11 protein-coding genes are annotated in these 12,922 nt (G+C 60.3%); 3 read left to right on the top strand and 8 right to left on the bottom strand.

All coding sequences use genetic code 11. The features are described from left to right. Positions 1–9: 9 nt before the first annotated feature. The 7 genes from DES53_RS33965 to DES53_RS23900 form a co-directional block, all read right to left on the bottom strand. The gene (locus DES53_RS33965) at positions 10–303 is read right to left on the bottom strand and encodes a type II toxin-antitoxin system RelE/ParE family toxin (protein ID WP_113960854.1); all 294 of its coding nucleotides are present in this window, start codon (positions 301–303) and stop codon (positions 10–12) included. After that, positions 300–524, bottom strand: coding sequence for an addiction module protein (locus tag DES53_RS23925; protein WP_113960853.1), 225 nt, complete (start codon positions 522–524; stop codon positions 300–302). Before DES53_RS23925 ends, DES53_RS33965 begins: the two co-directional genes overlap by 4 nt. Positions 525–530: 6 nt before the next feature. After that, the gene (locus tag DES53_RS23920; RefSeq protein WP_211325663.1) at positions 531–1,661 is read right to left on the bottom strand and encodes a Wadjet anti-phage system protein JetD domain-containing protein; all 1,131 of its coding nucleotides are present in this window, start codon (positions 1,659–1,661) and stop codon (positions 531–533) included. A gap of 143 nt (positions 1,662–1,804) precedes the next feature. Further along, positions 1,805–5,152: an SbcC/MukB-like Walker B domain-containing protein gene (locus DES53_RS23915; protein WP_113960851.1), complete on the bottom strand. Its 3,348-nt coding sequence runs from the start codon at positions 5,150–5,152 to the stop codon at positions 1,805–1,807. Then, positions 5,149–5,808, bottom strand: coding sequence for a DUF4194 domain-containing protein (locus tag DES53_RS23910; RefSeq protein WP_113960850.1), 660 nt, complete (start codon positions 5,806–5,808; stop codon positions 5,149–5,151). The genes DES53_RS23915 and DES53_RS23910 overlap by 4 nt, the downstream gene beginning before the upstream one ends. Continuing rightward, positions 5,805–7,283, bottom strand: coding sequence for a Wadjet anti-phage system protein JetA family protein (locus tag DES53_RS23905; RefSeq protein WP_113960849.1), 1,479 nt, complete (start codon positions 7,281–7,283; stop codon positions 5,805–5,807). The genes DES53_RS23910 and DES53_RS23905 overlap by 4 nt, the downstream gene beginning before the upstream one ends. 93 nt (positions 7,284–7,376) lie before the next feature. Then, complete coding sequence (locus DES53_RS23900) at positions 7,377–8,000, bottom strand: DNA-3-methyladenine glycosylase (protein WP_147263577.1); 624 nt, start codon at positions 7,998–8,000, stop codon at positions 7,377–7,379. Between the two features lie 104 nt (positions 8,001–8,104). On the opposite strand from DES53_RS23900, the gene DES53_RS23895 reads away from it, so the two are divergent. Continuing rightward, positions 8,105–8,608 (top strand): glutathione peroxidase, encoded by a 504-nt coding sequence (locus DES53_RS23895; protein ID WP_245958253.1) that lies wholly within the window; start codon positions 8,105–8,107, stop codon positions 8,606–8,608. Between the two features lie 51 nt (positions 8,609–8,659). Here DES53_RS23895 and DES53_RS23890 read toward each other — a convergent pair whose 3' ends face one another. Beyond that, the gene (locus tag DES53_RS23890) at positions 8,660–9,805 is read right to left on the bottom strand and encodes a metallophosphoesterase family protein (protein ID WP_113960846.1); all 1,146 of its coding nucleotides are present in this window, start codon (positions 9,803–9,805) and stop codon (positions 8,660–8,662) included. Between the two features lie 124 nt (positions 9,806–9,929). On the opposite strand from DES53_RS23890, the gene DES53_RS23885 reads away from it, so the two are divergent. Both DES53_RS23885 and DES53_RS23880 read left to right on the top strand, forming a co-directional pair. After that, complete coding sequence (locus tag DES53_RS23885) at positions 9,930–11,057, top strand: alpha/beta hydrolase family protein (RefSeq protein ID WP_170157350.1); 1,128 nt, start codon at positions 9,930–9,932, stop codon at positions 11,055–11,057. An 89-nt stretch (positions 11,058–11,146) separates the two neighbouring features. Beyond that, positions 11,147–12,823, top strand: coding sequence for an L-lactate permease (locus DES53_RS23880; protein ID WP_113960844.1), 1,677 nt, complete (start codon positions 11,147–11,149; stop codon positions 12,821–12,823). Positions 12,824–12,922 lie beyond the last annotated feature (99 nt).

The raw sequence follows: 12,922 nt of genomic DNA, 5'->3' as shown, positions 1-12,922 counted from the left end.
CCTCAGTCATCATCGCCGCTGCATCCCGTAGGACGGGTGCCGATGTTCGTGCTTCACCACCGTGACTCGAACAACATCTTCGGGAATCCACCGAAAGAAGATAACGTAAGGAAACCTCTTCATCATTGAGCGTCGGATGTCTCTCCGCACAACCATCCAACGCTCTGGCATAGAGGCAATGCGCATCACCTGCCGTTCGAATTCATTTACGAACTCATCTCCCAACCCTGGCGAACGCGATTCGTAGAAGTGATGAATCTCCTCAAGCTCTTCTGCTACAGAAGGATGATACTCGATCCTCATTTCCGAAGACGACTCATCAGCTCCGCATGAGTCAAAGGCTTAACTGCACCAGACTCAATTTCCTCATCCCGTTTCTCGGCTAGAGCCAGAGCTTCTTCATCGTCAAGATCCTCCACCTTGGCATACGGATCATCCAGGCTTTCCCAAAGAAAGGCCGCCAGGATGGCTCGCTCACGGATGGGCAGCTTCAGGGCCTCTGGCGCAAGTTCGTCCACATTCATTGAGGATCAAAATACATCTTCTGGATTGTGACTGCAAAGGGGGAATTTTCTGAAGGGTGCGGATGCCCTCCAAAAAGGCCATGTCGGCAGCTCAGGTATTCCGTACCGTTCCTGCTCGAACCGACCTTTGCGCCCGGCATATTTGATGCGCTCAAGTTGCTCGCGGCAGTCCTCCAGCAAATCGCTCTCCAAGAGAGCAGGCAGCAGACGTTGATCGTACTCACTCAGCGCCTTGGAAGCTACATCATCTTCCCAAACCATTAGAAAGGGGTGTACCGGACGAGGACTTCGCTGCCGAAGTGCATTAAGGATGGCATAACCTGACACATCTGTATCGCCGAAGTGAAAATGGGGAAGCTCCTCCGACAGCAGCTCCAGCAGGCGGAGCGTGGCGGCGGTGGGATAGGACGTGGCGAGCAGCAGGGTATCGCCTTCGCGATTGGCGGTGCAAGCATCGGCGAACGTGCTCTTCTCGTTCTCAATGCTCAGCAGGCGAGCGGCCGCCGTGGTGGCATGGGTAGCCCGCAGGAGATCTGCATGGGTAATGGTGGCAGGACCTTGCAGGCTGGATGTGTCATGGGAGGAACCGTCCGCGAAGTGAATCACAAGCGGCCCCTGCACGATCACACGACTGAGAGTACCAACCAGGCCAAGTGATTCCAGACTGAATGGCTCGCCGAACATAAGAACCAAAGCGGCGTCCAATTCAGCTCGCCGTTCCTCGATGCCCTTTGATCCCCATCCGAGCAATTCGCTGGCGATTCGCTCGCGAATGCCAGGCCGCCAATCCTTTGAGGTGAGCGCGAACAACGAATCGAAAGCTCTTTCAACCAACTCAGGATGCCGCCACGAAAACGGTCGACATGTTTCCCCCGTCTCCCATGACATTTGAATGTGATTACACAATGCGACCCATTCTTGGGGATACCGGAGATGCAGGCGTGCGCAGTTCTGACGGAGAATTGCAAAACTCCGTTCGAGCCGTTCGCTTCCCACCTTCCCCCCAAACAAGCTGGTAAGCCATACTTCCGACTCCAGCGGCAACGCAATCTTCTCAATGCGATACTTCCGATAACGATGGCGCACCAGCTTGAGCCTCCCTTCCTTCTCCAGCGCGATGGCTTCACGTTCTGCCACGAGACGCTCATCCGCAGAGGTCACGCCTGCGTCATCCAGCAAATTCTCCCAAGCTCGCAGGAACGATCGGCTGGCCTGCTGCGCCCGCGCACCGCGAGCGGATTGCCACTGGCGGTGCAACTCGCGCAGCCAGGCCGGAGGCTTCATGCAAAGGCCTCCCGTAGACGATCCCGATCCACACGCACCACCCAGTTCTGGATGTCACTCACCGATCCAGTGGCATCGTCATAGGAACGCTCCACACGGCATTGCACCACGGTATCCGCGTGCTCGATCATCGTGGGCAGGCGATCTTCCGGGAAAGCCATGACGAGTTGCAGGCCGAAGTTCTGTGCGAGCTCCAGGCAGTCATCAATGCGATCGCCGGAGAGCTTGCTGAAGGCCTCATCCATGACGACGAGGCCGAGGGTGGGCGGACCATTGGGTGTGCTCACGTCATACACACGATGGAACGCCGCCAGAGTGGCCACGAAGAAGGGGGCCTGGTTTTCACCACCGCTCTGTTTCTTCGCACTCTTGTTCAGCGAGATGGCCGCGCCATCTCCCTTGCCGGTGGGCCGGGCTTCGATGTCCCAGTGATGGTAGTAGCGATAGTCCAAGGCGCGCTGGCCACGCTTGTCCTCGGGATTGTCCGCCGCTTCGATGGCCGCCATGAGCTCCAGCTTGGCCTTCTCCAGCTCTTCGCGCTTGGAGTGATTGAAGAGGGCGAGCTGCTCCCCGGTCGGAATACCGCCATCCACCAGTTCCCAGATGGCCGTGTGCGTGCGATCCTTCTGGCTGGTGATCTGGTAGCGCATGCCACCGATGTCATGGGCCATCGCTTTGTTCAGCTCACGCTTGGTGCGATCAGCTTCATCCAGCTTCTCCTTCAGCACGTCCAGCACCTGATGCTGCAGGCGTTCCTCCCACTCCTTCTGTGCCTGCGCGGCCTCAGCCTTGTAGCGATCCAGTTCCTGCTCGGCAAGCTGACGCAGGCGGGAGGCGTAGCGCTCGTTGTCTTCGTCCTGCGTATCGAACGCTTCCGCGATATCCGGATGAGCCACGGCAAACTGCTGACGCTCGGCATCGCGCTGCCGTGTGGCCTCCGCTCCACGATTCGCCTCGTGATTGGCGACAACAATGGCAGCCTCCCTCTTCTTCGACCAGGAACCCTTCTCAGACTTGGCCGTGGTGAGGCGCGTGGTGATTTCTGTTTCCAGCACTCCTGTGAGCTTCGCACGGCTGGTATGCCTGTTGAGCAGAAGGGAGCTCTCCTCTTCCTCCAGAGTGGCAATGCGATCCCGCAGCTCACGCTGCTGGAGATCCAGATGACCAAGGCGCTCTTCCAGACGGATGGCACGCTCGGAGGCGCCCTTGAAAGCGGACTCGAGCTTGCGCAGCTTCTCCACGGTGGCTTCGCGCTCGGGTGTGGCCAGCAGGCGGATGGTCTCATCCAACGTGTGGCACTCCTTCTCCACCTCCGGCAGACGGCGCAGGGCAGACCCCACGTCCGGTGGTGTGGGGTGTATCAGACCATGAGTTTCCGCCTGGTTTGCCCAGCCCTGCCAGTCGGCATGCTGGCGGCGGACCACGGAGAGCTGCTCACGCACGGTGCGCAGTTCCGTCTCCCGCACCTCACGCATGCGGCGCAGCCCCTCCTCACCCAAAGTCAGCTCTTTCGCAGGGACGAGCCTCACACGTCGAGGCGGGTCCTTCAGCCAACCATCGCGACTCAGGGCACGTGGATGCTCCGTAAGCCCGTGGGTGTGATCCACCGGCATGAGGTCCCCCAGCAAGCCATCCAGATACACCGAGGCGCCGGCATGCTTCGTCTCCAGGAACTCCCGCACGCTGCCTGCCTGCACGGAGTTCTTTTTCATTTTGGCGCGGGCTTCTTCCAAGTGAATGAGCGGCTCAGCCGGGCTTGGTGTGCGTTGCGCTTCCTCCCAAGCTGCGGCGAAGTCCTCCGGCAAAATGGCCTGTCGATCCTGAGCGAGCAGGCTCTCCAGCAGCGGCCACCAGGCCTCCGCCTCCGCCTTCACCTCGACGACACGGCCCAGGGCCGAGACCTTCTGCCCACGCGCTCTCAAAGCATCCAGCAGTGGTGAAGGCGCGGACCGCCCCTCTCGATAATGTTCCAGATCGCGCTGCAATTCACGCTCCCGTGACTCGAGCTTCTCAATCTCACTGCGCAACTCGCGGAGACGCTCCCGGGCAATCTCCAGGAGCTCGTCCCCCTGTCTTCCCAGGCGCGCCACGGCATCCAACCCCTTCGATTCATCATTGCCGCGGATCACACCCAGCAATTCATGCACCTCGCGTGGGACATCCACATGCAGGGACTCCGCGAGACGCAGCCAGTTCTTCCAGTGCATACCGTGCGTCTGCAGGAACTGGGACGCGGTCTTGCGAGCTTCACGCAGCTCCGCCAGCTCCTCCTTCAGCTTGCGCAGGCGTTCGCGATTCTCACTGAGCCGGGCGAGCTGGGAATCATTCCCCACCACGAGACGCACTTCCGTGAGTTGGTCCTCCAATTCATTGCGCTCGGTGATGGCATCCTCACGGTCGCGCACTTGCTGCGCGCTGTCTTCCGTGATCTTGCGCAACATCTGACGGGCCCCCTCCAGCTTCTCCAGAGCTTCCTCATGCTGCAGCGCATCCGCGAGGTGATACCACAGGGCTGACTCCCGGCGATGTGACGCCGCAGCTTCATGAAGCTGGCAGATGCGCCCCAGACGCTGGTGCTGGTCATGCATCTTCTCCAAGTGGGCCTTGGCACGGTTGTGCGCCTCCACACTGGCTTTCACCGCGCGTACGTCCGGCAGGGAAACTTCCAGCAAGTAGTCGCGGATGAACGCCTCGAAGTTGCTCTCCGGCTGGAATGCCATCGCCTTCGGCAACGTCTTGTTCATCTGCTCCCGGTCGAAATGCAGGCCCGTGCGCTGGCGCATCTCCTCCAGATAAGTGCGCTGGTGCTCCCAGCAATCTCCCTCAAGATCACGCTTCAGGTGCACGCGAAATTCCTCATCCGAGAGAAACTCCTCTTCGCCGTGCAAATCCATGCGGAGGAAGTCAGACTTCTCCATGCGGCGCGGCGCGCGGAACCAGCGGATGCTGCCTTTTGCCGTGGGACTATCGTACTCGATGCGTGCGCCCCAGGTCTGCCGTGGAATGTCCCCAGCAGCATTGGGAGGAGCGGAAAATTCCAGCGCGGCAAACGTCACGCCACTCGACCTGAGGAAGCGTTCGTTGCCATCGCGACTGATGGTGTTCGTATCGCACAGGCAATACCCACGCAACGTACGACCGCTGCCAGCTCCCGCCGCGGCTTTGTTGAACCGGCTGAGTTGCTCCCCCAGCATGACAAACTGGATGAGGTCCAGCAGCGCGCTCTTCCCAGAACCATTGGCTCCGGTGATGAGCGAGAGACCATTCACATCAATGAACTGGCGGTAACCGTACCAGTTCACCGCGACGATGCGGCTCAGGGTGATGCGGCGGGGCGAATTCATACTGCGGACGCACCTCCGGTCGAAACTTCCTCTCCTACGGCCGCAGTGGGCGAGACCAGTTGAGCGCGCTCACTCCACTGCTCGATGGAATCAAAGGGTATCACACGCGCGAGCGATGGCAGGACCTCAATGATAGTCTCACCGGGAGCCTCCGAGTCATCTGGCCGGCGGGTGCGAATCAGGCGATGGCGCTTCAGTTTGCCCAGCGCATCCTCAAGCTGCGTGCGCTCGGGCCTTTCGATGTCCTCAAAGTACACGCGCAGCTTCTCGTATAATTCATCCAGGGTGAGCGTAACGGCAGAACTGAGTCCACTCGTCTGCGCCTCATCCCACACACGCCAGAGGGTCAGCAGCATGAGGGTTTCATACTTATTGAAAGAGCCGAGAAGCTGACACGACTCCGTGCGCGGACGTGCCTGGAGCAACGGGACCTCTTCATCCAGCACGAGCTCCAGGCCCAGAGGTGCCAGGTAATCCGCAAGCCGATGCTGATGCTCCCGTGCCACCAGGAGGAGCTCGCGTCCACTGCCGGTATCTCCTAGCAGCACGCCATGGCTCAGCAGGTCCGCCAGGATGTCGCGCATCGGCGCACGATCCTCCACCGGCACCTCGTGCCAGAAGCTGGGCCACAGGGGATCCGTTCTCTCAATGGTCATGAAGTTCTTGTCAGGTTAAAGCGGTCCACCTTCCACTCAAGTTGCTCATCGCGTATCACCTTCTCGGGCTCCAGGCCAGACTTCAGCCGCTCACTCGCGATCTTCCAGCGCACCATGCGCCCCTGCTCATCCTGCGCATGATCGTAGGCGACGGTGGCCAGCAGATCCAGAAGCTCATCCGTGCTGCTGACGCTGAACGCATCAGTGCCTGCGGAGGCCTTCTTGCCCGGCAACATCCTCGCCACCAAACGCGCGGCGCGCATGGGTGTGAGGGCGAGACGCTGCCGCTGCCGCATGGCTTCCAACGCGGAGGCCTCGTCCTCGGGCGTGGCGCGACCTGCGTTGAACTTGAGATCCACCGGGGGACGCCGATTCCTTCCCTTCCACAACGCGCCGGTGCCAAAGAAGAGCTTCACCTCGGGACACAGCGGCTTGAAGTCCGCAGGCATGTTGGACAGATCGCGGAAATGCTCGCCACGGTGCGTGGCGTTGATGGCCTCACAATAGGCCTTCACCAATTCCGGTCTTCTGCCGCGTACTTCAGTTTGATAGCGGTAGCGCTGCTGGGACAGGCGATTGAACGCCGCCATGCGTTCATCGATCGCGCGCGCGATGTCTCCCAGGCCGCCAAGACTGCGCTCCAGCGTTGCCAGCACCTGCCGTGCACGCAACACGGACTCCGGGGCATCGTATCCGAAGTGCTCACGGATGCCTTCTGCCAGCCGCTCGCGCACGAGGGGATCGTCCTGCTGCGCGGCCACGAGAGCTCTTGCAGAACGCAAGCGCGAGAGCAGGCCTCCCTTGCTCAGCACATCATAGCAGACCATGTGCTGTCCTTGGGCGAAGTCGAGGTAGAAGAGCTTCAGCGTCTGCGCGGGAGAGTCTGACTGACGCTGCTGCGCTTCGAATCCCGCAATCAGCTTCTCCACCGAGTAGAGCTGATTCACGGCGAGATCGAGGCGCTGGCTGAGATCGTTGATCGTCGCCCGCAGCGAGTCGCCGGTGTGTACATCCGCATCCAGCACCTGCGGCCGTTCAAGCGTCTCGCAAACCCCACGCAAGGTATCCGCGAAGGTGCGCAGCTCAGCGATTTCATCCTCCGCAAGTGCCCTCAGCATGCCCATGAGCAGGCGAAGGCCCGGCGTCACGATGATGCGGCGGTCCTGCAGTCCCAAGGTCTGCTCCTCCAGCCAGCCGGCAGCGAGGAGGCGGTTCATGAACATCCCAGCCCGCTGGCCCACATCCCGGAGCAGAGCACCCTCGTCATCCGCCAGTGCCACCTGTGGGTGGCTCGCCAGCACTTCACGGATGATCTGCCGTGCTTCGCTGAAGGGCAATCTGCCCGCCAATCCAGCCTCCTCGATTAAGCGCTGGGCACAATCCACCGACACCGGCGCTGAGGGACGGGTCAGCGGCCGGAAAAAGTCCGCTGACACCGTGCGCGCGAGTCGTTCGCTGAGAGATGCATCCTGCACCCACCTTCCATACTCGGGGCCGGGGCCGGGTTCAACTCAGCAAAAGATGGAAAAAACAAGAATGCGAGCGAGCCCCGGCGACTCGATAAGCACTCACTTACTCTCCAAGCCCGGCACCTTCACCTTCCCATGCGGCACACTCACATTCGGATTGCCCCTTGCAAGGTAGCGCCAGGGATGATTCACCGCCTTGCTGATGCCCACGCGGATATCCTCTGCCACCTCATGCGCAAGCCCGGTCTTGGGAATGCGCAAGCCCACGCCCGTTGGCCGGCCCCGTCCCGCCATCGGTGTTCGATGGTCGGAGCCCGTGATTCCCATGGCCACCGCGAGTTTGCCTGGTCCGCTGCACAGCTCCGTGACCTTCTCCCGGCCACGACGCCGTTGCATCTCCTTAATGCCGCTCACAGGCTCCAAGGCCCGGATGAGGATAAGCCCATCCCGCCGGCCGCCTTTGACCAGAAGGTTGAAGAGCCAGTACATGCCATAGTTGAAATAGACGTAGGCGGCGCCGGGAGGCTCGTTCAGTACGAACTGTCGCGCACTCGGCCGTGTGGCCGTGTGGCAGGCCTCGTCATACTCTGCGCCGTAGGCCTCCGTCTCCACGATGATGCCGCTGCACCCGTGCCACACGAGTTCCACCCCCACCAGCTCACGCGCCACGGTGAGCACATCACGTTGGAAGAAGTCACGGCCGAGCATTCGCTTGATTTGCACGCTGTCCGGCAAGAATGCAACGCACACCACGTGTTCTCCACTGCACTCCTGTCCTTTCCATGAAATGTCTTCTCGCCCTCCTTTCCCTCTTCGCAATCACCACCATGCTTGCTGCTGATTCCAAGTCCATCCTCGACATCCCGCTCAAAGACATCGACGGCAAGGACACCTCGCTGAAGGCATATCAGGGGAAAGTCCTGCTCATGGTGAATGTGGCCTCGCAGTGCGGCCTCACGCCGCAGTATCAGGGACTGCAAGGGCTCTACGAGCAGTATAAAGACAAGGGATTGGTGGTGCTCGGATTTCCCTGCAATGACTTCGGCGCACAGGAGCCCGGGTCCAACGAGGAGATCAAATCTTTCTGCAGCACGAACTACAAGGTGACCTTCCCCATGTTCGACAAGATCCATGTGAAAGGCCCTGAGCAGCACCCGCTCTATGCCGCGCTCACCGGCAAGGATGGCGCTTTCCCGGGCGATGTAGGCTGGAACTTCGGCAAGTTCCTCATCGGAAAGGACGGCAAGCCACTGCAGCGCTTCGAGCCGGACACGGAGCCTACCGATGCTGGCTTGATGAAGGCAATTGAAGAAGCGCTGGCGGCGAAGTAGTCAGCCACAGTCGGCTGCGGTGCTGACCGCACAAAGGATTGTGCGGACCACTCACGGCTTCCGTTTTTCGATCACCCGCGTGTCCAGCACTTCACCAAGCAGATTTTTGAACTGCACAGTCATGCTGGGCGCGCCTTTTTTGAAGGTGAGCAGCAGGTAGTTGTCCTCGCTTTTGAAGAACTGCGCCTTGGCATCTTTGTAGGGAGAGCCATCGCCTTTCAGGCAGGTATTGAAATAGGGCAGGCCACCGTCCAACTCGGCGCGCTCGGCGAAGTAACCGAAACCGGTGATGAGGGCACTGCTTTTGCGAAACTGCTCATGCCAGATGCCTTTCGTGGCACCAGCCAGTGAGGACTGCTTTTCATTGATGAGGCTGAACACAAAGCCCTGCGCGGTCTTGCCCATCAGATCACGGAACCAGACAAATTGCTCCGACTGCGCATCGATGGCATGGCAGGTCTGCCAGGTATTCCCAATATCTGAGATGTGCTGGATGTCCGTGGCGATGAAACGCACGTCGAATTCAGGAATGTCGAAGTGCCACTTCCACTCATCACCAGGCAGGGCAAAGAACTCGCGATACGCGGTAGCGGACACATCATAGACTGCCTCGGGGGGCGGTTTGGGTCCGCGAGACTTCACTTCCTTGTCATGATTCCCCAGAATGGGCATGAAAGGCGTGCCGCGGAAAAGCTCCGGCTCGCGGTCGATGAGGTCCGCGAAAGCTTTCACGCCCTCCCTCCCCTTCTCATGCAGGCTGGGCACGTTGTCTCCTGCCGTGATAAGCAGGTGCACATCATCCTTCTTCAAGGCGCTGAGATCCCTGCCCGGCGCATATCCCCAGTCTCCTACAATCGCCACGCGCAACTCCTCGACCGGATACCCTTTGAATGTCGCATCCTTCGTGGCGTGCTCGCCACTGCCCACCGAGTAGTGCCACACCACGTCCTTCTCCGGGATGGCGATCTCCACGTGGTGACGCGTCGCCAGTCCTTCCGTCGTGGCTACGCGATCGTACTTCGCAGCAAGGCCATAGTTCACCACCGAGGGCAAAGGTTTTGCGGTCTCCCAATTCACCACGATGCGGGAGGGGTCATTCGACTGGTGCGTGAGCCATACACGTTCAACCTGAGCGTGGGCGGATGCGCCGGAGGCAATCAGAGCTAGAACACTGGCAAGACGAAAGCGACAAGGCATGCCAAAGAACTGGCCAGCGCGGTTGGTTCTATCTTTCCTGCGCAACGTTCAACCACCTTTCAGGAAGGTCAATTCCCCACTTTCCCCTGTCCATCTGCCCGCAACTTTGCTTGCATGCCATGTCATGCCCAGAGGCCAGATTCCCTGCCGCGCCATCGCCCTGACCTTGGCCATGACATGCACCACCGCCATGCTACCCGCCCAGTCCCCCGTCCCCATCACCAACGCCGAGCGCTGGCTGCGCGCGGTGAAGACTCCAGAATTCACCACGCCTGCGACCAAAGAGGCATGGGTAAAGCAGCGTGCGGAGATACGCACCACCCTGCAATCGCTGCTGGGCACCTTCCCGCCCCGGCCTGCGATCCCTCAGATCACCACGCTCTCCCGCGAGGAAAAAGATGGCTACGTGCTGGAGAAGTTTCGCTTCGAGAACGGACTCGGCATGACCGTGCCGGGCTATCTTTTCCTGCCAACCAATGCTGCAGCCTCGGGGAAGAAGTCACCCGCTATCCTCTACTGTCACTGGCACGGCGGGCAGTATGACATCGGCAAGGAAGAGTTGTTGCAGACAAACGCAACACCGGTGCCCGCCGGGCCTACGCTGGCGAAGCTCGGCTATGCAGTACTGGGCATCGATGCGTGCTGCTTCGGCGAACGCAATGGTGAAGGTCCCGGTGGCACCACCGAGAAAGGTTCGGCAGGCGAAATGACCGCGGCCAAATTCCAGCTCTGGGCCGGACGCACCCTGTGGGGTGTCATCGTTCGCGACGACCTCATGGCCTTGGACTATCTCTGCTCGCGTCCGGAAGTGGATGCTTCGCGTATCGGCGTCACTGGCATCAGCATGGGCAGCACGCGGAGCTGGTGGATCATGGCACTCGACGACCGCCCGCGTGCCGCAGTGAATGTAGCCTGCATGACCCGCTACCGTGACCTCGCCAGCGCGCAGAATCTGAAGGCGCACGGCATCTATTACTTCGTGCCGGGGATGCTTCAGCACTTCGACAGCGAAGCCGTCATCGCCCTCGCTGCGCCGCGCCCCATGCTCTTCATGACGGGTGACCAGGATAGCGGCTCACCCATCAGTGGGATCAAGGCAATCGAGCAAAAGGTAAAGCCGATCTACCAACTTCACGACAGTCCTGCTCATTTTGAGAACATCATCTATCCCGGTGTGGGACACGTGTACCTGCCCGAGATGTGGGAGCGCACGGTGCAGTGGATGGACAAGCATGTGAAGACACAGCCTTGAACGCACAATTTTTGAGAGGGATCTGAAAAATGCCGCCGCCTGCCGGGGTTTAGCATTTCCCTCACACGACACTCCCTCCCGCTCTCCCCATGCCTTGGCTACAGAACTACGACCCGCTCAACAACGCCGCTCTCTCCACTCTGCTGGCAGCCATTCCGGTCGGCGTGCTCATGGGGCTCATAGCATCCGGGAAGCTGCGTGTGCATCTGGCCGCATCCCTGGCGCTGGTGATCGCACTGGGAGTCGCCATCCTTGGCTATCACATGCCTGCAAAGGCGGCCTTCGCAGCGGCAGGATACGGCGTGGCGTTTGGACTGCTGCCCGTGGGCTGGATGATTCTGAATCTGCTCTTCCTCTACAACATGACGGTGGAGAAGGGTTGGTTCGATGCGCTCCGCCACAGCTTCACCCGGCTCGCTCCTGACCCTCGCATCCAACTCCTGCTCGTAGCGTTTTGCTTTGGCTCCTTCTTCGAGGGCATTGCAGGATTCGGCGCACCGGTCGCCGTCACAGCCGCGCTGCTCATCCAGCTTGGGTTCAAGCCGCTCGAAGCATGCTGTCTTTCACTCATCGCCAACACCGCCCCGGTCGCCTTCGGTTCGCTGGGCATTCCCATCATCACGCTGAATCAGGTCACGGGTCTCGGCGAGCTGACACTCTCTCAGATGGCCGGTCGGCAGCTTCCCTTCTTCTCCGCCATCATCCCCACGTGGATCATCATGGCGTACTCTGGATGGCGCGGCATGAGGGAGGTCTGGCCCGCAACACTCACCGCAGGTGTGAGCTTCGCGATCATGCAGTTCATCATTTCGAACTATCATGGCCCCATGCTGGTGGACATCGGCTCTGCATTGTTTGCCACTCTGGCGATGGTGCTGCTGCTGAAGGTATGGAAGCCAAAGACCATCGCACAACCCACACTCGCCACTGCTGGAACTACAGTCGGCGAGCCCCGCAACCCCGCGGCATCAACAGCGACCCATGAACGCCCCTTGAAGCGCGCCTGGCTTCCCTGGATCATACTGGTGAGCATCGTCTTTGTGTGGAGCCAGAAGGGAACGAAGACAGCCCTTGATGGCCTCTTCATTCAAAACTTCTCCGTGGCAGGTCTGCACCAGGCAGTGGTGCGCACGCCACCGGTCATTCCCGCAGATGTACCAGCCACACCGGAGAAGGCTGTCTACACGCTCAATCTGCTCTCGACCACCGGGACTGGCATTCTTCTCGCGGCCGTGATCGCAGGTGCAGTCATGGGCTTTTCACCCGGACGCATGCTCCAGGTCTGGCTTCGCACGCTGGTGAAGATCCGACTCTCGTTGATCACCATCGCGGCGATGCTGGCACTCGGCTTCGTGACCAAATACTCCGGTGCGGACGCCACGCTGGGGCTCGCACTCGCGAAGACGGGCTGGCTCTATCCCTTCTTCGGCACCTTGCTGGGCTGGCTTGGCGTGGCCCTCACGGGTTCGGACACAGCATCGAATGTGCTCTTTGGATCGCTGCAAACGGTGACTGCGCAACAGGTCGGCGTGAGCCCGGTGCTCATGGCCAGTGCGAACAGCGTAGGCGGTGTCATGGGGAAGATGGTGGATGCGCAGAGTATCGTGGTGGCGAGCACGGCGGCGAGTGTGTTTGGGCAGGAGAGCGCCATCCTCCGCCGCGTTTTCTGGCACAGCATCATTCTCGCGGCACTCGTAGGGGTCTTTGTATTTCTCCAGGCGTATGTGTGGCCCTTCACAGAGATGGTGGTGAAACAGGCGGGCTGAGATTCTGGTGGCTACAGTGCAAACCGCCCATCCCACGCCCTCCGGGTTTGCAGGATGCACACGCACTACGCAAAAGGTTTACGAGGCTACAGGCACATT

This window comes from Roseimicrobium gellanilyticum, assembly GCF_003315205.1.
GTDB lineage: Bacteria > Verrucomicrobiota > Verrucomicrobiia > Verrucomicrobiales > Verrucomicrobiaceae > Roseimicrobium > Roseimicrobium gellanilyticum.
Note: the sequence above shows the minus strand (reverse complement) of the source record. Positions and strands in the feature narration are given on the sequence as shown.